At 72.4% G+C, this 23,726-nt stretch carries 17 protein-coding genes; 14 read left to right on the forward strand and 3 right to left on the reverse strand.

The window, feature by feature from the left end:
- Window positions 1-7 precede the first annotated feature (7 nt).
- Window positions 8-1,408 carry a dihydrolipoyl dehydrogenase gene (gene lpdA, locus ACXVGS_RS00380; protein WP_458533959.1) on the forward strand — a complete coding sequence of 467 codons (1,401 nt, stop codon included), beginning with the start codon at window positions 8-10 and terminating at the stop codon, window positions 1,406-1,408.
- 78 nt (window positions 1,409-1,486) lie between these two features.
- Here lpdA and ACXVGS_RS00385 read toward each other — a convergent pair whose 3' ends face one another.
- The gene (locus ACXVGS_RS00385; protein ID WP_458536505.1) at window positions 1,487-3,958 is read right to left on the reverse strand and encodes a SpoIIE family protein phosphatase; all 2,472 of its coding nucleotides are present in this window, start codon (window positions 3,956-3,958) and stop codon (window positions 1,487-1,489) included.
- A gap of 87 nt (window positions 3,959-4,045) precedes the next feature.
- Here ACXVGS_RS00385 and ACXVGS_RS00390 point away from each other — a divergent pair, with 87 nt between their 5' ends.
- Window positions 4,046-9,814: a HAMP domain-containing protein gene (locus ACXVGS_RS00390; protein WP_458536506.1), complete on the forward strand. Its 5,769-nt coding sequence runs from the start codon at window positions 4,046-4,048 to the stop codon at window positions 9,812-9,814.
- Window positions 9,811-10,464 (forward strand): response regulator, encoded by a 654-nt coding sequence (locus ACXVGS_RS00395; RefSeq protein ID WP_458531476.1) that lies wholly within the window; start codon window positions 9,811-9,813, stop codon window positions 10,462-10,464. Before ACXVGS_RS00390 ends, ACXVGS_RS00395 begins: the two co-directional genes overlap by 4 nt.
- 65 nt (window positions 10,465-10,529) lie before the next feature.
- Here ACXVGS_RS00395 and ACXVGS_RS00400 read toward each other — a convergent pair whose 3' ends face one another.
- Complete coding sequence (locus ACXVGS_RS00400; RefSeq protein ID WP_458536507.1) at window positions 10,530-11,528, reverse strand: NAD-dependent epimerase/dehydratase family protein; 999 nt, start codon at window positions 11,526-11,528, stop codon at window positions 10,530-10,532.
- Between the two features lie 76 nt (window positions 11,529-11,604).
- Here ACXVGS_RS00400 and pafA point away from each other — a divergent pair, with 76 nt between their 5' ends.
- The 3 genes from pafA to ACXVGS_RS00415 all read left to right on the forward strand — a co-directional run bounded on the left by pafA (window position 11,605) and on the right by ACXVGS_RS00415 (window position 14,428).
- The gene (pafA, locus tag ACXVGS_RS00405) at window positions 11,605-12,966 is read left to right on the forward strand and encodes a Pup--protein ligase (RefSeq protein ID WP_141788224.1); all 1,362 of its coding nucleotides are present in this window, start codon (window positions 11,605-11,607) and stop codon (window positions 12,964-12,966) included.
- Between the two features lie 90 nt (window positions 12,967-13,056).
- Window positions 13,057-14,013 (forward strand): FKBP-type peptidyl-prolyl cis-trans isomerase, encoded by a 957-nt coding sequence (locus tag ACXVGS_RS00410; protein ID WP_458531478.1) that lies wholly within the window; start codon window positions 13,057-13,059, stop codon window positions 14,011-14,013.
- 28 nt (window positions 14,014-14,041) lie between these two features.
- Window positions 14,042-14,428: an FKBP-type peptidyl-prolyl cis-trans isomerase gene (locus tag ACXVGS_RS00415; RefSeq protein WP_458530022.1), complete on the forward strand. Its 387-nt coding sequence runs from the start codon at window positions 14,042-14,044 to the stop codon at window positions 14,426-14,428.
- A gap of 110 nt (window positions 14,429-14,538) precedes the next feature.
- On the opposite strand, the gene ACXVGS_RS00420 is transcribed toward ACXVGS_RS00415, so the two are convergent.
- The gene (locus ACXVGS_RS00420; RefSeq protein ID WP_458536508.1) at window positions 14,539-15,642 is read right to left on the reverse strand and encodes a DUF3866 family protein; all 1,104 of its coding nucleotides are present in this window, start codon (window positions 15,640-15,642) and stop codon (window positions 14,539-14,541) included.
- A gap of 113 nt (window positions 15,643-15,755) precedes the next feature.
- Between ACXVGS_RS00420 and ACXVGS_RS00425 the strand changes: the two genes are divergently transcribed.
- From ACXVGS_RS00425 to ACXVGS_RS00460, 8 genes are read left to right on the forward strand one after another with little or no spacing between them, the layout of a single operon-like run.
- On the forward strand, window positions 15,756-16,748 hold the full coding sequence (locus ACXVGS_RS00425) for a helix-turn-helix transcriptional regulator (protein WP_458530020.1): 993 nt from the start codon (window positions 15,756-15,758) through the stop codon (window positions 16,746-16,748).
- Complete coding sequence (locus ACXVGS_RS00430) at window positions 16,745-17,728, forward strand: helix-turn-helix transcriptional regulator (RefSeq protein ID WP_458530019.1); 984 nt, start codon at window positions 16,745-16,747, stop codon at window positions 17,726-17,728. The genes ACXVGS_RS00425 and ACXVGS_RS00430 overlap by 4 nt, the downstream gene beginning before the upstream one ends.
- 11 nt (window positions 17,729-17,739) lie before the next feature.
- A complete protein-coding gene (locus ACXVGS_RS00435; protein WP_458530018.1) occupies window positions 17,740-18,054 on the forward strand; it encodes a hypothetical protein in 315 nt (104 codons plus the stop codon).
- A gap of 41 nt (window positions 18,055-18,095) precedes the next feature.
- Entirely contained in the window at window positions 18,096-18,407 is a 312-nt protein-coding gene (gene tatA, locus ACXVGS_RS00440) for a Sec-independent protein translocase subunit TatA (RefSeq protein ID WP_458530017.1), read from the forward strand.
- Between the two features lie 35 nt (window positions 18,408-18,442).
- On the forward strand, window positions 18,443-19,252 hold the full coding sequence (tatC, locus tag ACXVGS_RS00445) for a twin-arginine translocase subunit TatC (protein ID WP_458530016.1): 810 nt from the start codon (window positions 18,443-18,445) through the stop codon (window positions 19,250-19,252).
- A 9-nt stretch (window positions 19,253-19,261) separates the two neighbouring features.
- Complete coding sequence (locus ACXVGS_RS00450; protein WP_458536509.1) at window positions 19,262-20,158, forward strand: diacylglycerol kinase; 897 nt, start codon at window positions 19,262-19,264, stop codon at window positions 20,156-20,158.
- A 15-nt stretch (window positions 20,159-20,173) separates the two neighbouring features.
- The gene (locus ACXVGS_RS00455) at window positions 20,174-23,005 is read left to right on the forward strand and encodes a DEAD/DEAH box helicase (RefSeq protein WP_458536510.1); all 2,832 of its coding nucleotides are present in this window, start codon (window positions 20,174-20,176) and stop codon (window positions 23,003-23,005) included.
- A 10-nt stretch (window positions 23,006-23,015) separates the two neighbouring features.
- Entirely contained in the window at window positions 23,016-23,717 is a 702-nt protein-coding gene (locus tag ACXVGS_RS00460) for an N-acyl homoserine lactonase family protein (RefSeq protein ID WP_458531482.1), read from the forward strand.
- Window positions 23,718-23,726: the final 9 nt, after the last annotated feature.

Here is a 23,726-nt window from a genome sequence, read left to right on the forward strand (position 1 = left end):
TCGGTCCATGGCTGCTCATTTCGACCTCGTTGTCCTCGGTGCCGGACCCGGTGGGTACGTCGCCGCCATCCGCGCCTCCCAGCTCGGCCTCAAGGTGGCCGTGGTGGAGGAGAAGTACTGGGGCGGCGTCTGCCTCAACGTCGGGTGCATCCCGAGCAAGGCGCTCCTGCGCAACGCCGAGCTGGCGCACATCCTGACCCACGAGAAGGACACCTTCGGCATCACCGGTGATGCCTCGATGGACTTCAAGCCCACCCACGCCCGCAGCCGCAAGGTCTCCGACGGCATCGTCAAGGGCGTCCACTTCCTGATGAAGAAGAACAAGATCCAGGAGGTCAACGGCTGGGGCACCCTCACCGGCCCGACCTCCATGGACGTCAAGACCTCCGACGGCCAGGTCGAGCAGCTGACGTTCGACAACCTCATCATCGCCACCGGCGCGACCACCCGCCTCATCCCGGGCACCTCGCTCTCGGAGCGTGTCGTGACCTACGAGGAGCAGATCCTCACAGACCAGCTGCCCGAGAGCATCGTCATCGCCGGCTCCGGCGCGATCGGCGTCGAGTTCGCGTACGTCATGAAGAACTTCGGCGTCGACGTCACCATCGTGGAGTTCCTCGACCGGATGGTCCCGACCGAGGACATCGAGGTCTCCAAGGAGCTGCTCAAGCACTACAAGAAGCTCGGCATCACCGTGCTGCTGTCGACCAAGGTGGAGTCCATCGACGACTCCGGCGACAAGGTCAAGGTCACGGTCTCGCCGGCTGGCGGCGGCGACCAGCAGGTCATCGAGACCGACAAGGTGCTCCAGGCCATCGGCTTCGCCCCGCGCGTCGAGGGCTTCGGCCTCGAGGCAGCCGGCGTCACGGTCGGCGAGCGCGGCGCCATCGAGATCGACGAGTTCTGCCGCACCAACGTGCCGAACGTCTACGCCATCGGTGACTGCACCGGCAAGCTCATGCTCGCCCACACCGCCGAGGCGATGGGCGTGGTGGCCGCCGAGACGATGGCCGGCGCCGAGACCATGGCGGTGGAGTACGACTTCATCCCGCGCGCGACCTACTGCCAGCCGCAGATCGCCTCGTTCGGCTACTCCGAGGCCCAGGCCAGGGAGAAGGGCTACGACGTCAAGACCGCGAAGTTCCCGTTCTCGGCCAACGGCAAGGCCCAGGGCCTCGGCGACGCGGTCGGCTTCGTCAAGATCGTCGCCGACGCCACCCACAACGAGATCCTCGGCGCGCACATGATCGGCCCGGACGTCACGGAGCTGCTGCCGGCACTGACCCTGGCCCAGCGCTGGGACCTCACCGCCGACGAGGTCGCCCGCAACGTCTTCGCCCACCCGACGCTGTCCGAGGCGGTCAAGGAGGCCGTCGAGGGCATCGCCGGGCACATGATCAACCTCTGAGCCCGACCCACCCGGGCCGGGTCGCGTCGTCGGTCAGTCGGTCGATCGGACGCCGGCCCTGTGGGGCGCCAGGACGCGTCAGGCGGGCCCCTGCGCCACCACCGGACCCACCTGGACCCGGATGGCCAGGATCGCCATGTCGTCGCGCTGCGGGGCCGCGCTGTAGTCCACCGCGAGCCGGCGCACCTGCTCGGCGACCGCCTGGGCCGGCATACCCGACGTGGAGGCCAGCTCCCGGGCCACCCCCTCGGCGCCCAGCATGACGTCACCGTCGCGGCGCTCGGTCACCCCGTCGGTGAGGGCCACCAGCAGGTCATCGCGCTGCAGCACGTGCTCCTCGGCGGTGTAGGCCACCGCCTCGACCACCCCGAGCAGCGGTTGGGGGTTGCCGACCTCGCGCACCTGACCCTCAGGCCCCACCAGGAACACCGGCGGGTGCCCGGCGTTGACCAGCGTCAGGCGCATCCGCCCGCCCTCGACGTGCAGCGTGCCGCAGACCAGGGTGAGGAACCGGGAGCGCTCACCCTCCTCGAGGATCGCGGTGTTGAGCCGCTCCAGCGTGGCGGGCAGGGGGAAGCCGGCGCGCACCAGCGCCTGGACCGTGTGCCGGGCCAGGCCGGTGACCGCAGCCGCCTCGGCACCGGTGCCGCACACGTCCCCCACGACGAAGCACCACCGTCCGTTGCCGGCGGGGAACAGGTCGTAGAAGTCGCCACCGGCGAGGGTGTCCTCCCCGGCCGCCTCGTAGACCACGCCGACGTCCAGGCCGGGCGGTGACGGCGTCGACGGCGGCAGCAGGCTCTCCTGGAGCGCCCGTCCGACCGCCTGGAGGTTGCCGTGCGCGCGAGCGTTGTCGATGGCGAGCGCGGCACGGCGCGCGATCGACTCGGCCACGAGGTAGAACTCGGTGCGCCGCAGCTCCTCGGGCGGGCGGCCAAGGGTCAGGTAACCGATCCGGCGCCGGCGGGCCACGAGCGGGATCGTCGTGACCGGCTGCCCCTGCACCTGCGGCCACAGCGCCCCCTCGTCGCCGCCGTCGGTGGTGGCAGCAGCGGGCGGCGGCTGCGCGAGCTCCTCCCGCAGCGCGTCGACGCGGGTCTCGTCCTGGTGCCAGACCTGCTGCAGCACGGGTACGCCGCGCTGGTCCAGCAGGTGGATGGCACACCACGGGGCGATCCTCGGGACGACGATCTGCCCGGTGATCGCCATCGTCATGTCATGGTCCAGGGAGGCCGCGAGCAGGTCACCGGCGTCGGCGATGAAGGTCAGCCACTCCCGACGCGCCCGCTCCGAGGCCTGCAGCCGGGCGCGGTCCGCGGCCACGGCGATGGAGTCGGCGAACCGCTGCAGCAGCACGGCCTGGTCGTCGGTGAACCCATCGACCCGCGCCGAGGCGGCCCCCAGAGCACCCACGACGCGCCCCTCGACCAGCAGGGGGACGACCACCAGCGAGCGCAGGTCCGTGCCGGCGAGCAGCGACACTGGGTGATCCGCGGTGTCGGTGAACACCACCGGCCGCTCCGGCGACTGCGCCGAGGGCGCCCCTGGGCTCCCGGGGGCCAGCCGGGTCCCGAGGACCGCCTCGGGAAGCCCACTGACGGCCGCGACCTCCATGTCGTCGTCGACCTCGTGCACGAGCAGCAGCCACGTCGCGTCGGCCTGGACGGGGTCCCGCACGTGCTCGACCGCCAGGGCCAGGAGCTCCTGGCTGCCGAGCCGCACCAGCGCTTCGGGGCGCAGGCCCGGGAGCACGGGCGAGGGGGGCGCGGCAGGCCGTGCCGTGGCGCCCACGGGCGGCGCGACCACCTCGCGCTGGCCCGACGGCACGAACAGGACGACCTGGCCGCCGGCGGTGCGGCGCACCGACGTCGCGTAGACGTCGACGGTGCTCCCGTCCCGGCAGGTCAGCTGGCAGGTGCCCTGCCAGCGGGCGGCGAAGGTGGGGTCGGCCAGGTCCGCGGGCAGGCCCTGGCCGGGCTCGGGGTCGAGCAGGTCGGCCGCCGGCCGTCCGGTGACGTCCGAAGACAGCCACCCGGACATCGCGCAGGCGTCCTCGTTCCAGTGGGTGACCCTCCCGTCCGGCGCGGTTTCGACGACCCCGACCCGGGCGGTCCCGGCCGGTTCGGCCGCCGCGGGGTGGGGCAGGCTCCTGTCGCCACCGGGCAGCGGGCAGGTCGCCCACACCCGCTTGGTGGTGGGGGAGTACTCCACCCCCCAGGCCGAGGACAGCGACGCCGTGATCAGCAGCCCCCGGCCGTGCTCGGCGCGGTCCACCGGCCGCTCGGGGACCAGGGGCACCGCACGGCCGGGGTGGTGGTCCTCGACCTCGACGCGCAGGTCGGACCCCTGCAGCTGCAGGGCCACCCGGGCCGGGGTGCCGGTGTGGACCACGGCGTTGGTCACCAGCTCGCTGACGACCAGGGAGACGCTGTCCAGCACGTCGGTCGCGCCCCACTGCTCGAGCTGCTCGCGCGCGAAACGGCGTGCCTCCACCACGGAGCGGGCCTCCGCGGCGAACGTGCGGTGCACACGCAGGAGAGCTGGTGGCATGGCGACTCGGAACAAGACGTTGGCTGGGGAACCTCATGGTGCCAGACTCACGGGGTCAGCAGTACGGCCGTGGCCGAGGAGGTCCACATGCCCGGCACCAGCACGAAGGGGGCAGAGACCACGGGGCCGGAGGAGCCTGCCGGCGAGGTCGGTGACCTTGACGTCGCCCAGCTGAGTCGGCTCCTCTCCGCGCTGGAGGCCATGCGCGACGGCAACTTCCGGCGCCGGCTTCCCGTGTCCGGTGACGGCATGCCCGCGGAGCTGGCGATCGTCTACAACGAGATCGCCGACCGCCAGCAGCACCTGCTCTCCGAGCTGACCCGGGTGCAGCGCGTCGTCGGGCGGGAGGGTCGCCACAGCGAGCGCCTCCACCAGGGCCTGGGCGAGGGCGGCTGGGCGCGCTGCGCCGAGGCGGCCAACTCGATCGTCACCGACCTGGTCCGACCCACCGGCGAGTTCGCCCGCGTCGTGGCTGCGGTGTCCGAGGGCGACCTGACCCAGCGGATGGACCTCAAGCTGGACGGCCGGCGGCTGCGGGGCGAGCCCCTGCGGGTGGCCCGTAGCGTCAACGGCCTGGTCGACCAGCTCTCCTCGATCGCCGACGAGATCACGCGGGTCACCCGCGAGGTCGGCACCGAGGGCACGCTCGGCGGGCAGGCGAAGGTGCGCGCGGCCGACGGCAGCTGGCGCGACCTCATCGACGCGGTCAACACCATGTCCTCCCGGCTGACCGACCAGGTCCGGGACATCGCCCTCGTCACCACGGCGGTCGCCGACGGCGACCTCACCCGCTCGGTCACCGTCGAGGTGGCCGGCGAGATGGCCCAGCTCAAGGCCACCGTCGACCGGATGGTGGCCCAGCTCTCGTCGTTCGCCTCCGAGGTCACCCGCGTGGCCCGTGAGGTCGGCACCGAGGGACGTCTGGGCGGCCAGGCCGACGTGCGCGGGGTCTCCGGGACCTGGAAGGACCTCACCGACTCGGTGAACATCATGGCCTCCAACCTGACCAGCCAGGTGCGGGGCATCTCCTCGGTCGCCCAGGCCGTGGCCCGCGGCGACCTCAGCCAGCAGATCACGGTCACCGCACGGGGCGAGGTCGCCGAGCTGGCCGACACCCTCAACTCGATGACCGCGACGCTGCAGACGTTCGCCGACGAGGTCACCCGCGTGGCCCGCGAGGTCGGCACTGAAGGCATCCTTGGCGGCCAGGCCGACGTCCCCGGCGTGGCCGGGCGCTGGAAGGACCTCACCGAGTCGGTCAACTACATGGCCGACAACCTCACGGCCCAGGTGCGTGACATCGCCCAGGTCACCACCGCCGTGGCCCGCGGCGACCTCAGCCAGAAGATCACCGTCGACGTCAAGGGGGAGCTGGCACAGCTCAAGACGACGGTCAACGTCATGGTCGACCAGCTCTCCTCCTTCGCCGACCAGGTGACCCGCGTGGCCCGCGAGGTGGGCAGCGAGGGCATCCTCGGCGGCCAGGCCGACGTCCCCGGCGTGGCCGGCACGTGGAAGGACCTCACCGACTCGGTGAACTCCATGGCCTCCAACCTGACCAACCAGGTCCGCAACATCGCTCAGGTCACCACCGCCGTGGCCCGCGGCGACCTCAGCCAGAAGATCACCGTCGACGTGCGCGGCGAGCTCGCCGAGCTGAAGAACACCGTCAACACCATGGTCGACCAGCTCTCCTCCTTCGCCGACGAGGTCACCCGCGTGGCCCGCGAGGTCGGCGGCGAGGGCCGACTCGGGGGTCAGGCCGCCGTGCCTGGTGTCTCGGGCACCTGGCGTGACCTGACCGACTCGGTGAACTTCATGGCCGGCACGCTCACCGCCCAGGTGCGCAACATCGCCGAGGTCACCACCGCCGTGGCCCGCGGCGACCTGACCCGCACCATCACGGTGGAGGCGCGCGGGGAGATCCTCGAGCTCAAGAACACCGTCAACACCATGGTCGACCAGCTCTCCTCCTTCGCCGACGAGGTCACCCGCGTGGCCCGCGAGGTCGGCACCGAGGGGCGGCTCGGGGGCCAGGCCGACGTGCACGACGTCTCCGGCACATGGAAGGACCTGACGGAGAACGTCAACATGATGGCCGCCAACCTCACCAGCCAGGTGCGCAACATCGCCGAGGTGACGACCGCGGTGGCCAGCGGCGACCTGACCCGCAAGATCACCGTCGACGCCCGCGGGGAGATCCTCGAGCTCAAGAGCACCGTCAACACCATGGTCGACCAGCTCTCCTCCTTCGCCGACGAGGTCACCCGCGTGGCCCGCGAGGTCGGCACCGAGGGCATGCTGGGCGGCCAGGCGCGGGTGCCCGGCGTCGCCGGCACCTGGCGCGACCTGACCGTCTCGGTCAACTCGATGGCCTCCAACCTGACCAACCAGGTCCGCAACATCGCCGCCGTCTCCACCGCGGTCGCGCGCGGCGACCTCAGCCAGAAGATCTCGATCGAGGCTCGCGGCGAGGTCGCGGCCCTGGCCAGCACGATCAACGCGATGGTCGACACGCTGCGCGCGTTCGCCGACGAGGTCACCCGCGTGGCCCGCGAGGTCGGCACCGAGGGCATCCTCGGCGGCCAGGCACACGTGCGCGGGGTCGCCGGGACGTGGAAGGACCTCACCGACTCGGTGAACTCCATGGCCGGCAACCTCACCAGCCAGGTCCGCAGCATCGCGCTGGTCACCACCGCGGTCGCCCACGGCGACCTGACCCAGAAGACCTACGTCGACGCCCGCGGCGAGATCCTCGAGCTCAAGACGACCGTCAACCGGATGGTGGACCAGCTGTCCTCCTTCGCCGACGAGGTCACCCGCGTGGCCCGCGAGGTCGGCACCGAGGGCAAGCTCGGCGGCCAGGCCGAGGTCGCCGACGTCTCCGGCACGTGGCGCAAGCTCACCGAGAACGTCAACCAGCTCGCCGGGACACTGACCACCCAGCTGCGGGCCATCGCCGAGGTCTCCACCGCGGTGACCCAGGGCGACCTGAGCCAGCAGATCACCGTCGAGGCCGAGGGGGAGGTCGCCGAGCTCAAGGACAACCTCAACCAGATGATCGACAACCTGCGCGAGACCACCCGGGCCAACCAGGAGCAGGACTGGCTCAAGACCAACCTGGCCCGCTTCACCGGCCACATGCAGGGCGGACGCGACCTGCTCGACGTCACCCAGCTCATCGTCAACGAGCTGACCCCGCTGGTGGGGGCCCGGCAGGGCTCCTTCTTCCTCACCGAGAACGGCCAGGACGGCCCCGAGCGGCTGCGCCGGATCGCTTCCTACGGCTACCGCCGGCGCAAGGACGTCCCGGACACGTTCGGGTTCGGCGAGGGCCGGGTCGGGCAGTCGGCGCTGGAACGGGCACCGATCCTCGTCACGGACGTGCCCCCGGCATACCTGCACATCGGCTCGGGCCTGGGACAGGCCTCCCCCCTGACCATCATCATCCTCCCGGTGGTCTTCGAGGAGCGGGTGCTCGGCGTCGTCGAGCTGGCCTCGTTCCACCCGTTCAGCGTGGTGCACCGGCAGTTCCTGGAGCAGCTGATGGAGATCATCGGGGTCTCCCTCAACGCGATCATCGCCAGCTCGCGCACCAAGGCCCTGCTGGTGGAGTCCCAGCGCCTCGCGGCCGAGCTGCAGAGCAAGTCCGGTGAGCTGCAGACCCAGCAGCGCGAGCTGCAGCAGTCCAACGCCGAGCTGGAGGAGAAGGCCAGCCTGCTGGCCAAGCAGAATCGCGCCATCGAGATCAAGAACCTCGAGATCGAGGAAGCCAGGCGGGCGCTGGAGGACCGGGCCGAGCAGCTGTCGCTGTCCTCGCGCTACAAGTCGGAGTTCCTGGCGAACATGTCACACGAGCTGCGCACGCCGCTGAACTCGCTGCTCATCCTGGCCAAGCTGCTGGCCGACAACCCCGACGGCAACCTCAACCACCGTCAGGTCGAGTTCGCCCAGACCATCCACAGCGCCGGCACCGACCTGCTCCAGCTGATCAACGACATCCTGGACCTGTCGAAGGTCGAGGCCGGCAAGATGGACGTGCACCCTGCCGACGTCGCCGTCTCGGGGATCGTCGAGTACGTCGAGGCCACCTTCCGCCCGCTGACCGCCGAGAAGGACCTGCGCTTCTCGGTCTGGGTGTCCGAGGACGTGCCGCGCACCCTGGTCTCGGACCAGCACCGGCTGCAGCAGGTGCTGCGCAACCTGCTCTCGAACGCGGTGAAGTTCACCAGCGCCGGCGAGGTCACCCTCTCCATCCGCGGCAGCAGCAGCGACGAACGCTTCTCCACCCCGCAGCTGACCGTCGCCGAGCAGGTCCTGGCCTTCGAGGTCACCGACACCGGCATCGGCATCCCGGTGGAGCAGCTGCGGACCATCTTCGAGGCCTTCCAGCAGGCCGACGGCACGATCAGCCGCAAGTTCGGCGGCACCGGCCTGGGCCTGTCCATCAGCCGCGAGATCGCCCGGCTGATCGGTGGCGAGATCCACGTGGAGTCCCAGCCGGGCCGGGGCAGCAAGTTCACGCTGTACGTGCCGACCCGCCTGGACACCGGGACCAAGCCGGTCCTCGCGACGCCCGACGACGTGGGAACCCGGCCCTCTCCGTCGGCCCCGACCCCGGCGGTGGTGGCCGCCGACCTGCCGCCCGAGCCGGTCGAGGACGACGCGGCCGTCATCTCCCCGGGTGACCGGGTCCTGCTGGTGGCGCTGCCCGACGCCGAGCTGTGCCGGTCCGCGATGGCGGTCGGCCGGGCCCACGGCTTCAAGGTCCTGGCCACGGTCCACGCCGACCGTGCCGTGCTGGCCGCCCGCGAGCGCCGCCCGGACGGGATGGTCGTGGGCATGGACATGGTCACGCACGACGGGACCTCCCTGGTGCACTGGCTCAAGCGCCTGGACGAGACCCGGCAGGTGCCCGTGGTGGCCACGCACCCGGCCGGCGCCGCGGAGACCGTTCACGCCGGCTGGGTGGCCGGGGCGCTGGACGTGGTCGAGGTGCCGTTCATCCGGGCCCAGCTCGACGCGGCGCTGGAGCGGCTGGAGCTGTTCATCGAACGCTCCAAGCGGTCACTGCTCGTGGTCACCGCCGACGCCGGGTCGGACGCCGCCGCCGTGGCCGAACGCTTCGAGAGGGTCGACGAGGTCGAGGTCGAGGTCCTCGGGACGCCGGAGGAGGCTGTGGCCGCGTTCAGCGAGCGCACCTACGACTGCGTCCTGGTCGACTTCGGCCTGCCCGACGCCGGCGGCCTGGAGGTGCTCAAGCGGGTGCGGGCACGCCGCACGATGCGGCACACCCCCCTCGTGGTCAGCGGCAGCACCGGCCTGGCCGAGCCCGACGAGGCCCGGCTGGGGCAGTACGCCGAGGCGCTGACCGTGACGCGTCCGCCCACGATGGCCGCCCTCGTGGAGCAGACCGCGGTCTTCCTCCACCGCTCCGACGTGGCCCCGGCGGCGGAGCCGGACGTCGAGGCGGAGCAGCAGGCCGTGGAAGGGCGGCGGATCCTCATCGTCGACGACGACGTCCGCAACGTGTTCGCCCTGGCCAGTGCCCTGGAGCAGCACGGGATTGACGTGCTCTACGCCGAGAACGGCGAGGAGGGCCTGCAGACGCTGCGCCGCGAGCCCGACATCGACCTGGTGCTGATGGACGTGATGATGCCCGGCATGGACGGCTACACGGCGATGCGGGAGATCCGGATGATGCCCACGTTCCGCGACCTGCCGGTCATCGCCCTGACCGCCAAGGCGATGCCCGGCGACCGGGACAACAGCCTCACCGCCGGGGCCTCGGACTACGTGACCAAGCCCGTCGACGTCGAGCAGCTGCTCTCGGTGATCCGGTCGTGGTTGTCGTGAGCGAGCGGGCCCGGATCCTGCTGGTCGACGACCGACCGGAGAACCTGCTCGCGCTGGAGGCGATCCTGGCCTCCCTGGACCAGGTGCTGGTGCGGGCCGGCTCCGGAGAGGAGGCGCTGCGGGCGCTGCTGCGCGACGACTTCGCGCTCATCCTGCTCGACGCCCAGATGCCCGGGATGGACGGCTACGAGACCGCGGCCCGGATCAAGCGCCGGCAACGTACGAAGGACATCCCGATCATCTTCCTCACCGCGGTGGACAAGGACACCAATTCCTCCTACCGGGGCTACGCCGCGGGCGGGGCCGACTACCTGGCCAAGCCGTTCGACCCGTGGATCCTGCGCGCCAAGGTCCAGGTCTTCGTGGACCTGTGGGTGGCCGGGCGGCGCCTGGCCACCCAGGCCGACATGCTGCGCGGACAGATGGGTGAGCGCGAGGGCAGCCCCGACGTGCTCGGCACCCTGCGCGCCCGGGTCGCCGCGGTCGAGGACGCGGTCTGGGCGCTGTCGGCGCAGCTACGCACCGCCGGGGCCGAGCCGACCCCCGCCCTGCAGCGGGTGGAGCGCGAGCTCGACGCTCTTCAGGTGGCCCTGTCGGCACTGGGGGAGCCCGCGGGAGCCGTCGGGGCGACAGGCCAGGAGCCCGGCTGAACCTCCGCGGAACGTCGCCGCACGACGGTATGCCGGGTCACCACCGCGGGCGCTACGCCCGGGCGCTACGCCCGGGCCTTGGCGATGAGGTCGCGCTCGTCCTCGGGGGAGAGACCGGCCTTGCGCGGCCGGCCGGGGCCGGTCCTCAGCTCCCAGGCCAGGGTGTCGCGCAGCGTGTCCTCCAGCGGCCTCAGCACCAGCCCCGACCCCCGGGCCGCCGCGTTGCTGCGGTGCCCGAACCCCTCCCAGCCCTCGCTGTGCAGCCACAACGGAAGCGAGCGGTCACCGGCCCACTCCTCGACGCCCTGCGCCACCAGCCACTCCGAGGACGCCGGCACCAGCGGCCCGTCGTGGCCGGCGACCCGGCGGGCCGTGGCCAGGTGCTCCGCGAGCGGGGTCACGTCGCCGCTCAGGTTGAACACCCCGGCCCGCTCCTGCTCCACCGACTCCACCAGCCACCGGGCCAGGTCGCGCACGTCGATGACCTGCGTGCCCAGGTCGGGGGTGTCCGGCACCAGGACCGCCGCGTCCTCGGTGGCGGGGTGGGCGAAGCGCAACGGCCAGTAGCCGGTGCGGTCGCTGTGGTCGCCCGGGCCGCCGATCAGCCCCGACCGGGCGATCACCGCCCGGTCGGCACCCACGCCGGCGAGCACCGCCTGCTCGCACGCCACCTTGGCCTCGCCGTAGGACTCCCGGTCGGCGACGTCACCCTCCAGCGCGGGCAGCAGCTCGGCGTTCTCGTCGGCGCCCGGGGTGCCGTGCGCGGCATACACGCTGCACGAGGAGACGTAGACCCAGGTGGCGGCGCGGTCCGCGAGCGCCGCGACGGCGCTGCGCACGAGCCCCGGCTGCCAGGACACGTCCACGACCCCGTCCCAGTCCCGGTCGGCGACCAGCCCGTAGGCCGCGGCACTGGAGCGGTCGGCGGCAACCATGCGCACCCCCGGCGGCGCCTGGCCGGACTCCCCGCGAGCCAGGCAGGTCACGTCGTGCCCGCGCTCCAGCGCCATCTGCGCCACCTCACCGCCGAGCCAGGCGGTCCCTCCCAGGACAAGAATCCGCATGCCGATCACCCAACACGCCGGTCCGCGGATTGTCATCGCGCGTTCGCTGCGGGCTGATCGCGCCTAGAGTGAGTTCATGGAGCGCCGAATCTTCGGGATCGAGAACGAGTACGGCGTCACGTGCACGTTCGACGGCCAGCGGCGGCTCACCCCGGACGAGGTGGCCCGCTACCTGTTCCGCAAGGTCGTGTCATGGGGCCGGTCCAGCAACGTCTTCCTGTCCAACGGCTCGCGGCTGTACCTCGACGTGGGCAGCCACCCGGAGTACGCCACCCCCGAGTGCGACGACGTGCGCCAGCTGGTCACCCACGACAAGGCGGGGGAGCGGATCGTCGAGGGCCTGGTCGCCGACGCCCAGCAGCGGATCACCGACGAGGGCATCGCCGGGGAGATCTATGTCTTCAAGAACAACACCGACTCGGCCGGCAACTCCTACGGCTGCCACGAGAACTACCTCGTCGGGCGGCACGGGGAGTTCCAGAAGCTGTCCGACGTGCTCATCCCGTTCCTGGTCAGCCGCCAGATCACCTGCGGCGCCGGCAAGGTCACCACGACCTCCCGCGGCGCGACCTACTGCGTCAGCCAGCGCGCCGACCACATCTGGGAGGGCGTCTCCAGCGCCACGACCCGCTCCCGGCCGATCATCAACACCCGCGACGAGCCGCACGCCGACGCCGAGAAGTTCCGCCGGCTGCACGTCATCGTCGGCGACTCCAACATGAGCGAGACCACGACCATGCTCAAGGTCGGCTCGGCCGACCTGGTGCTGCGCATGATCGAGGCCGGGGTGGTCATGCGGGACCTGTCCCTGGAGAACCCGATCCGCGCCATCCGCGAGATCAGCCACGACATGACCGGCACCCGTGCGGTGCGCCTGGCCAACGGCCGCGAGCTGTCGGCGCTGCAGATCCAGGGCGAGTACTACGAGCGGGCGCTGGCGTTCGCCGACCGCGAGGGCCTGGACGACCCGACGCACAAGAGCGTGCTGGACCTGTGGGAACGCACCCTCACCGCCGTCGAGACCGGCAACCTCGAGGCCGTCGAGACCGAGATCGACTGGGTGATCAAGTACCAGATGATCCAGCGCTACGCGGCCAAGCACGACCTGCCGATGGCCAGCCCCCGGGTGGCCCAGCTCGACCTGGCCTACCACGACATCAACCGGCAGCGGGGACTGTTCTACCTGCTGCAGCGGCACGGCCGGGCGGCGCGGGTGTGCTCCGACGTGGAGATCTTCGAGGCCAAGAACCGCCCGCCGCAGACCACCCGGGCCAAGCTGCGCGGCGACTTCATCCGCGCCGCCCAGGAGCACCGGCGCGACTTCACCGTCGACTGGGTGCACCTCAAGCTCAACGACCAGGCCCAGCGCACCGTGCTGTGCAAGGACCCGTTCGCCGCCGTGGACGCCCGCGTGGAGCGCCTCATCGAGAGCATGTGAGGCCCGCGCGCCCACCGGTGCGGTCGGCCTCCACGGGCGGGGGCGTTATGGTGAACGCGAATCCCACCCCCGTCGACCGAAGGTTTTCGCGTGCGTCTGAACCGTCACAAGCTCGTGGCCGCTGCTGCGGTCCCGTTGCTCCTGCTCGTGGGGGCCTGCGGCTCCTCCAACAAGCCCGTCGACGCCGAGGCCAAGGTGCTCGACTCGGTCACCGTCGCCGGTGACGCCAAGGCGCCGACCCTCACGCTCAAGACGAAGCCGCTCACGGTGAAGAAGACCGTGACCAAGGTGGTCAAGCCCGGCACCGGTCCGTCGGTGACCAAGGACGAGGCGCTCACCACCAACTACCTGCTGGTCAACGGCAAGGACGGCAAGCAGCTCGACAGCAGCTTCGGGAAGGCGCCGGCCCGCATGGACCTGTCCTCCGGCAAGCTGCTGACCGGCCTGTCCAAGGGCCTGCTCGGCCAGAAGGTCGGCTCCCGCGTCCTCGTCGCGATCCCGCCGGCAGACGGCTTCGCCACCAACGGCAACCCCCAGATCGGCATCGGCGCCAACGACACGATGCTCTTCCTCGTCGACATCACCGCCGCCGGCAAGCCGCTGACGCGGGCCACCGGCACCGCGGTCGCGCCCAAGGCCGGCCTGCCGACCGTCGTGATGGGCAAGGACAACCACGAGGCGGCCAAGATCACCGTCCCGAAGTCGGCCCCGCCCAAGACGACGGTCGTCCAGCCGCTCATCCAGGGCAAGGGCAACGTCATCAAGGCCGGCCAGCTGGTGCGGTTCAGCTACACCGGCGTCATCTACCGCAACGGCGAGATGTTCGACAGCTCGGCCAGGACCAAGGAGGGCTACGCCGAGTTCCCGATCGGCGTCGGCCAGCTCATCCCCGCCTGGGACAAGCACATCGTCGGCCAGCGCGTCGGCAGCCGCCTGCTCATGGTCATCCCGCCGGCCGACGGCTACGGCGCCAAGGGCCAGCCGAGCGCCGGGATCAAGGGCACCGACACCCTGGTCTTCGTCATCGACCTGCTCGACGCCAGCTGACCACCACCGACCGAAAGGCGTGACCACCATGGGCTTCGACCCCAGCACCACCAAGCCGGAGATCGAGTTCCCCGGCGACACCCCGCCCGCCGACCTCGTCATCGAGGACATCAGCGTCGGTGACGGCGCCGAGGCCAAGCCGGGCAACACCGTCAGCGCCCACTACGTCGGTGTCGCGCACTCCACCGGCGAGGAGTTCGACGCCTCGTGGAACCGCGGCGCGCCCCTGGACTTCCGCCTCGGCGTCGGCCAGGTCATCGCCGGCTGGGACGAGGGCATCGTGGGCATGAAGGAGGGTGGCCGCCGCAAGCTGGTCATCCCCGCGCACAAGGCCTACGGCGACCGTGGCGCCGGCGCCGTGATCAAGCCCGGCGAGACGCTGATCTTCGTCGTGGACCTCGTCGCCGTCCGCTGACGGCAGGTCCTCCGACCGAACACCGCGAGACCCGCGTTTCGAGCCCTCCCCGGGGCCGAAACGCGGGTTTCGCCGTGTCTGGCCGAGAAGGAGTGAGAAGGAAGCGGGTGCTACAGCAGGGTGGCGGCGTGCCGGCCGGCCGCGGCAGCGGCCACGAACGAGGCCCGGTCGGCGTCCAGCCCGCGCCCCATCGTCGACAGCCGCACCGGGCTGGTCGCCAGCGCAGCGTCGAGGCCGTCCACGTCGACCTCGACCAGGCGCAGCCGCCCACCCGAGCCCTGGGTGAGCTCGCGGGCCTGGCGCAGCACCGCAGCGCCGAACGCCCCCTCAAGCCGCGGCACGGGGACGTCGGCCGGGGCCATCGCCACCCGCCCGTATGCCGTGAGGCTGTGGTGGGAGACCCCGCGGTGCCGCTCGCGCGGGTCGGCCTCCGAGACGCGCAGCGAGGCAACCGCCCGCCCGCCGAGGGCGTGCACGGCGTTGACGGCCTCCCCGGCGCTGGTGCCGGAGAAGCCCCAGCGGGTGCCGGTGCCCAGGTTCCCAGGGCCCTGGGCGACCACGGCGACGTCGGCGTCCAGCACGTGCGCCGCGGCGAGCAGCCCGGTGTGCACGTTGACCGCCTCCAGGTCGCCACCGAAGGACTGCCCGACGGTGACGGCGGCCGCCAGCCAGCCGGCCTCGCGCAGCCCGGCCACGGCGCGGGAGAACGCCACGGGCAGGGCCCCGCCGTCGGTCATGACGTAGGCCACCCGCACGTCCGGCCGCTCGGCGCGCAGCCCGGCGATGACCGCCGGGAGGGCCGAGTGCAGGTCGGCGACGACCACGGGCAGCCCGTCGACCGAGTCGGCCTCGCGCAGCACCTCGTGGTGCGGGCTCTCCTGCTCGTCCACGCCGAGCACCATCGCCTGCAGCGGGGTGTAGCGGGCCTTGACCACGTGGCCGGGGCCGGGCGGAGGGTCGGCGGGCAGCCGGTCGGGCACGGCCACGACCAGCGCGAGCCCGCCGGTGCCCAGGCCGCGCTGCAGCGCGCTGGTGTTGAGCAGCACGGTGTCACCGGGCTGCGCCTCCCCGACGAGGTCGGGGTAGGCCAGGGCGCGCACGGGCTCGTTGAGGTCGGCGACACCGTCCGCGGAAGCCAGCCGGACGGCATACTCCACCGCCCCGGCCCACCGGGAGCGGACCTGCAGGACGGTTGCGGCGCGCCAGTGGATCACGATCGGAAAGACTAACCGCGCGGACCGCGACACTCCGGTAGCGTCCCGTGAGGGGCATCAGCGACGACTCCCACGCGACGCACACGACGACTCACCGCAGGAGGCACGCACCCGTGGCAGCCCTGCCCGCCGCAGCGGCCAAGACCGAGCGACTGCTCAACCTGGTCATCTGCCTGCTCTACACCCGGATGCCGCTCACCAAGGCCCGGATCCGCAGCGCCGTCCCGCAGTACGGCGAGACCGCCTCGGTCGAGGCCTTCGACCGGATGTTCGAGCGCGACAAGGACGAGCTGCGCGACCTCGGCATCCCGCTGGTCACCGAGGCGGTCGACCCCCTCTTCGACGACGAGCCCGGCTACCGGATCGACCGGCGCGAGTACGCCCTCCCGGAGATCGCCTTCGCCCCGGACGAGCTGGCCGTGCTCGGCCTGGCCAGCCGGGCGTGGCAGCAGGCCAGCCTGGCCGGTCCCGCGGCGCAGGCGTTGCGCAAGCTCGAGGCAGCCGGGGTGGAGCGCGACGACGCCTCGCTCATCGGCATCGAGCCGCGGCTGCGCACCACCGAGCCGGCGTTCGACGCGATCAAGGACGCGGTCGTGCGGCGCCAGCCGGTCACCTTCACCTACCGCACCGCCCGCAGCGGCGACGTGCGCACCCGCCACCTCCAGCCGTGGGCGATGGCCTCGTGGCACGGCCGCTGGTACGTCACCGGCTTCGACACCGACCGCGGCGCGCCGCGGGTGTTCCGGCTCAGCCGGATCGAGGGCAGCGTGGCCACCGACGGCCGGCCCGGCTCCTACGACGTGCCGGCCGACCACGAGCCGACCGCGATGATCCAGACCATGGCCGTCGAGCGAGACCCGCAGCCGGCGGTGCTGCGGGTGCGGGTCGGCGCCGGCAACTCGCTGCGTCGCCGGGCCCGCACCATCGGCGACGTCGACGACCACTGGTCGCTGGTCGACGTCGACTTCACCGACGCCGAGACGTTCGCCGAGGAGCTGGCCGGCTTCGGCCCCGACGTGGTGGTCGAGCAGCCACCGGACCTGCAGGAGGCGGTCATCCGCCGACTCAAGGGCGCGATGGCCGAGCACGAGGGGGAGGGCCGATGAGCGCCCAGGAGTCCGCGACCACGCGGCTGTCCCGGCTGCTGACCATGGTGCCGTGGCTGCTGCGCCGGCAGGGCGTCGACATCGAGGAGGCCGCCCGCGAGTTCGGGGTCTCCCGCGAGCAGGTCGAGGCCGACCTCATGCTGCTGTTCGTCTGCGGCACGCCCGGGCACATGCCCGACGACCTCATCGAGGCCGAGTGGGAGGGCGGCAAGGTCTACCTCGGCAACGCCGACACCATCGACCGGCCGCTGCGCCTCGGCGTGGACGAGGCCCTGGCCCTCATCGTCGGCCTGCGCGCCCTGGCCGCGGTGCCCGGCATCGGCGACCGGGACGCCGTCGACCGCGCACTGGCCAAGCTGGAGTCGGCCACCGGGTCCGTCGCAGCCGCGGCCACGCACATCTCCGTGGCCATCGACACCGGCGCCGCGGCCGCCACGCTGGGGGAGGCCCGTCGCGCCCTGACCGGGCACCGCCGGGTGCACCTGCGCTACCTCGTGGCCGGCCGCGACGAGGCCACCGAGCGCGACGTGGACCCGATGCGCGTGGTCAACTTCGACGGCCACTGGTACCTCGAGGGCTGGTGCCACCGGGCCGAGGACGTGCGCCTGTTCCGGTTCGACCGGATCGAGGCGCTGACCGTCCTCGACGTCGACGGCACGCCCCCGGCGGACGCGCGGCCCCGCGACCTCGACTCCGGCGTGTTCACCCCGCACCCCACCGACCTGCTCGTGCGCCTGCACCTGCAGCCGGGCGCGGCGTGGGTGGCCGACTACTACCCGACCGAGTCCGCCGAGCCGGACGGCCACGGCGGCCAGGTCGTCACCCTGCGCACCGCCGACACCGCCTGGCTGCGCCGGCTCATGTGGAGGCTGGGTGGGCAGGCGACCGTGCTCGAGCCCGCCGCCCTGGCCGACGAGGTCGCCGACGGCGCCCGCGCCGCGCTGGAGGCGTATGCCGCGTCCGCACCGGCGGCCGGGTAGGGTCGCCTGCCATGTGGTGGTGGGTGCTGATCTGGGCGCTGTTGCTCGTGTGCGCGGCGGCCTACATCGGTTCGCGCCTGTGGGACCTGTGGGGCCGCAGCAAGGACTTCGGCCGCGAGGTGATGATCGCCCAGGAGCGGCTGGACCAGGTCCAGGGGCAGCTCGACCTGCTGGGGGAGAAGATCTCCTCACCCGACCAGCTCGCCGTCTTCGGTGACCCCGCCGCACTGCGCAAGGAGCACGAGCGCACCCGCGCCCGGCAACGCCACGAGCGGGCGCACCGGCGGGCTGGCCGACGCCCCACCTGGGCCCGCCACGTAGACTGACGACGGCCGCATCGCACCACGACCGCGAAGGATTGGTTCCCATGTTCGGCAGACTGTTCGAGGGCTGGCACATCGTCGTGCTCATCGTCGTGGTCGTGCTCATCTTCGGCTGGAAGCGCCTGCCCGACGCGGCGCGCAGCCTCGGCCGCTCGATGCGCATCTTCAAGGCCGAGGTCGGCGAGATGAAGAACGACGGCAAGCCGTCGCCGAGCGCCGCCAGCAGCGACACCGTGCGCGGTGAGACCGTCGACCCCACCCAGCAGGCCGCCCGCCCGGTCGCCGACCCGACGCAGCCGCCCGCGGCTGAGGCCCCGCCGGCGCACACCCCGCCGCAGCACCAGCCGCCGGCCTGACCGGCCGCACCACCTCCAGCCCACCCGCGCACCCGATGGCCCTGCTGCGCCGACGCCGCAACCCCGAAGGGCGGATGTCCCTCGGCGACCACCTGCGTGAGCTGCGCCGACGCCTCGTCATCGCCGCGATCGCCGTCGCGCTCGGCAGTGTCGTCGGCTGGCTGCAGTACGACTGGCTGCTGACGACGCTGACCGAGCCGCTGCGCGTGGTCAGCCATCAGCGCGCCGGCAGCCTCGTCGGGATCAACTTCGGCGGGGTCACCTCGGCGTTCTCGATCAAGCTCAAGGTCTCGATGTTCGTCGGGGTCCTGCTGGCCAGCCCGGTGTGGCTCTACGAGCTCTGGGCGTTCATCGTCCCGGGCCTGACCCGACGCGAGAAGCGGACGGCGGTCGGCTTCATCTGCGCCGCGGTGCCGCTGTTCCTCGGCGGCTGCTACCTGGCCCACTGGGCGCTGCCCAAGGCAGTCGAGGTGCTGCTGGGCTTCACCCCGACCGGCGCGGTCAACCTCACCAACGCCTCGGACTACCTGACGTTCGTCATCCGGTTCATCCTGGCCTTCGGCCTGGCGTTCCTGCTGCCGGTGCTCCTCGTGGCGCTCAACGTCGCGCACGTGCTGCCGGCCCACGTCATGCTCAAGGGCTGGCGCCCGGCGGTCATGCTGATCTTCGTCTTCGCCGCGATGATGACGCCCACCCCGGACGCGTGGACGATGATCGCGCTGGCCATGCCGATGGTGGGCCTGTACTTCGGCGCGTACGGCGTCGCCCTGCTGCTCGACCGGCGCCGGGCCCGGCACGAGCCCGAGTGGACCCATGTCGCCGACGACGAGGCCAGCTCCCTGTAGCGTGCGCGCGTGCACAAGCGGATCGGGCTGGTCGTCAACCCCACCTCCGGCAAGGGCCGGGGTGCCCGGATCGGCGCCGAGGTCGCTGCCCGCCTGGTCGCGCAGGGCCACGAGGTGGTCGACTGCTCCGACGAGACCGCCGCGGCCGCGCGGGACCGTGCGCTGGCCGCCGTCGCCTCGGGCCTGGACGTCCTGGCGGTCACCGGCGGCGACGGCATCGTCAACCTGGGGGTGAACCTCACCGCGGGCACGGACACCGCATTGGGGATCGTGGCCGCCGGCACCGGCAACGACATCGCCCGCGGCCTCGGCCTGCCGGTCCACGACCCCGCCGCCGCGGCCGACGTGATCGGTGCCGGCTCGATCCGTCGCATCGACGCGGCCCGCGTCGGCGACGACCTCGCCGAGCCACGGTGGTTCGCCGGGGTCCTGGGCGCCGGCTTCGACTCCCTCGTCAACGAGCGGGCCAACCGCTGGGACTGGCCCCGAGGCCGGATGCGCTACAACCTGGCGATCGCCCGGGAGCTGCCGGTGTTCAAGCCGATTCCCTACGTCATCGAGGTCGACGGGGTGCGGCAGGACACCGAGGCGATGCTCGTCGCCGTCGGCAACGGCCCGTCATACGGCGGGGGCATGATGGTCTGCCCGGACGCGAAGTTCGACGACGGCGAGCTCGATGTGCTGGTGCTGCACAAGATCTCGATCCCCGCGTTCCTGCGCGTCTTCCCGACCGTGTTCTCCGGCGCGCACGTGCGGCACCCGGCGGTGGAGATCCTGCGCGGGCGGCGGGTCCGGCTCGAGGCGCAGGGGATCATGGGCTACGCCGACGGCGAGCGCTTCGCCCCGCTGCCGCTGACCGCCGAGGCCGTCCCCGGCGCGCTGCGCGTCATGGTGCCGCGGGCCTGACGTAGCCTGAGCGGCATGTCCACCCCCGCGCAGCGGTACTCCGCCGCCAGGAAGGCCGAGGCCGACCGGGTGGCGCACCCCCAGCTCGAGGCGTTCGCCTCGCTCCACGAGTTCCCCCTCGACGACTTCCAGGTGCAGGCCTGCCGGGCGGTCGAGTCCGGCCAGGGGGTCCTGGTCGCAGCGCCCACCGGCGCGGGCAAGACGATCGTCGGCGAGTTCGCGGTGCACCTGGCGCTGGCCACCGGGCGCAAGGCGTTCTACACCACGCCGATCAAGGCGCTGTCGAACCAGAAGTACGCCGACCTCGTGCGCCGCCACGGCTCGGACAAGGTCGGGCTGCTCACCGGTGACTCCTCGATCAACGGCGAGGCGCCCGTGGTGGTCATGACCACCGAGGTGCTGCGCAACATGATGTATGCGCGGTCGCACACCCTGCGCGGTCTCGGCTACGTGGTCATGGACGAGGTGCACTACCTCGCCGACCGCTTCCGCGGGGCGGTGTGGGAGGAGGTCATCATCCACCTGCCCGACGACGTCCAGGTCGTCTCGCTGTCGGCGACGGTCAGCAACGCCGAGGAGTTCGGCGCCTGGCTGGGCGAGGTGCGCGGCGACACCGCCGTCATCGTCGAGGAGCACCGGCCGGTGCCGCTGTGGCAGCACATGATGGTCGGCCCGTCGATGTACGACCTGTTCGTCGACGAGACCGCGACGCCGGGGGAGCGGGTCGAGACGACCCACGTCAACCCCGAGCTGCTCGACGCGATCCGGGCCTCGGAGCGGCGTGGCCGGCTGGACGACGACGGCGGACCGCGCGGTCGCCGCGGCAAGGAGCGCTACCGGGGTGGATCCGGTGGGCGCGGCCCAGGTGGTGGCCACGGCGGGGCCGGGATGGCCCGCGGCACCCGGCCCGGCGGCGGACCGAGCCGCGCGGAGGTCATCGACCGGCTCGACCGCGAGGGCCTGCTGCCGGCGATCACGTTCATCTTCAGCCGGGTCGGTTGCAACGCCGCGGTGAGCCAGCTGCTGGCGTGGGGCACCCGGCTCATCCCCGAGTCCGAGGGCGAGAAGATCCGCCGCACCGTCGAGGAGCGGATCCAGTCCCTGGCCGACGAGGACCTGTCCGTGCTGGGCTACTGGGACTTCGTCGAGGGCCTCTCGCGCGGGTTCGCCGCCCACCACGCCGGGATGCTGCCCACCTTCCGCGAGATCGTCGAGGAGCTGTTCACCGCCGGGCGGATCCGGGCGGTGTTCGCCACCGAGACCCTGGCGCTGGGCATCAACATGCCGGCCCGCACCGTGGTGCTCGAGCGCCTGGTGAAGTTCAACGGCGAGGTGCACGCCGACATCACGCCGGCGGAGTACACCCAGCTGACCGGCCGGGCCGGCCGGCGCGGCATCGACGTCGAGGGCCACGCCGTCGTCCTGTGGAACCGCGGGCTGGACCCGCTGGCCGTCGGGGGCCTGGCCTCCACCCGCACCTACCCGCTGCGCTCCAGCTTCCGCCCGACCTACAACATGGCGGTCAACCTCGTCGCCCAGGTCGGCCGCGAGACGGCGCGGGAGATCCTGGAGACCTCCTTCGCCCAGTTCCAGGCCGACCGGGCGGTCGTCGGCCTCGCCCGCACCCTGCGCCGCAACGAGGAGGCCCTCGAGGGCTACGCGGAGTCGATGACCTGCCACCTCGGGGACTTCAGCGAGTACGCCGCGATCCGCAACGAGATCCGCGACGTCGAGAAGGAGGCGGCGCGGGCGCGCTCGGCCAGCCGCCGGGCCGAGGCGGTGCTCAGCCTGGAGAAGCTGCGCGCCGGCGACGTCATCCGCATCCCCGCCGGGCGCCGCTCCGGCTACGCCGTGGTGATCCAGCCGAACCGCGGCGGCAAGAACGACCCGGCCTCGCCGACCGTGCTCACCGCCGACCGGCAGGTGCGGCGCCTGACGGCCGTCGACGTGCCGGTGCCGGTCGAGCCGGTCACGCACGTCCGGATCCCGGCCAGCTTCAACGCCAAGAACCCCAAGTCCCGCCGGGACCTCGCCGCCTCGCTGCGCACCGCCGTCCCGCACGACCCGCCGCCGGCACGGCATACCGGCAAGGGTGGCAGCGCCGGCACGGAGGACGAGCGGATCGCGGACCTGCGCCGCCGGATGAAGGCGCACCCCTGCCACCAGTGCCCCGAGCGGGAGGACCACGCCCGCTGGGCCGAGCGCTGGTGGCGGCTGCGCCGCGAGACCGACGTGCTGCAGCGCAGGGTCGAGGGCCGCACCAACTCCGTGGCCCGCACCTTTGACCGGATCTGCGACCTGCTCGCCGAGATGGGCTACCTCACCGAGGGCGGCACAGCGGTCTCCCCGCAGGGCGAGAACTTGCGCCGGCTCTACACCGAGAAAGACCTGCTGGCCGCCGAGTGCCTGCGCCACGGGGTCTGGAAGCGCCTCGACGCGGCCGGTTTGGCTGCGGTCGTCTCGACCCTGGTGCACGAGCCCCGCCGTGACGAGGGCGAGATCTCTCCGCGGATGCCGAACGAGGACGTGCACGAGGCGTTCGACGTGATGGTCCGGCTGTGGAGCGAGCTGGAGGACCGCGAGCGCCTGCACACCCTGCCGACCACCGGCGACCCGGACGCCGGCATGGCGTGGATGATGCACCGCTGGGCCAGCGGGCAGCGGCTGGAGGCGGTACTGCGCGACAGCGACATGGCCGCCGGCGACTTCGTGCGCCGGTGCAAGCAGGTCGTGGACCTGCTCGGCCAGATCGGCGACGCGGCGCCGGAGCCGACCCTGTCGGCCACGGCCCGCAAGGCCGTCGACGCCGTCATGCGGGGCGTGGTGGCCGCGGACCGGCTGGACTGAGGAGGGCGCCGTGGCGTTGCGGGTCAGCGACATCCACCGGGTGCACTACGGCACCTTCACCCGGCCGCGCGCCGAGACCGGCGCCGAGCACCCGCGCGTCGAGGTGGTCCTGGGGTATGCCGTGCGGCACCCCGAGGGGCTCATCCTCTTCGACACCGGCATCGGGGCGGCCGACGCCGAGACCGACGCCTGGTACGACCCGTCCCGCGTCCCGTTGTCGCAGGCCCTGGCCGGTGCCGGCCTGGGCGTCGAGGACGTCGACCTCGTGGTCAACTGCCACCTGCACTTCGACCACTGCGGCGGCAACCCGGCGCTGGCCGGGCGCCCCGTGTTCGTGCAGGGGCACGAGCTGGCCACCGCCCGGGCGGGGGACTACACGGTCCCCGAGCTGGTCGACTTCGCCGGGGCCCGCTACGAGGAGCTGGACGGCGAGGGCGAGATCGCCCCGGGCGTGCTCGTGGTGCCGACACCCGGGCACACCGAGGGCCACCAGGCGCTGGTGCTGCGCTGCGCCGACGGCACGGTGGTGCTGGCCGGGCAGTCCACCGAGACCACCTCCGAGCTGGCCACCGCCTTCCGCCAGGTCGGCGCGGCCCGGGACACCGGCCGGCACGACCTGGCGCCGACGCCGCCGTGGGTGGCCCGGCTGCTCGACCTCGACCCGCGCCGCGTCGTCCTCGCCCACGACGAGGCCGTCTGGGAGCCGGCCTGAGCCCTGCTG

This window comes from Oryzihumus sp. (assembly GCF_054325275.1).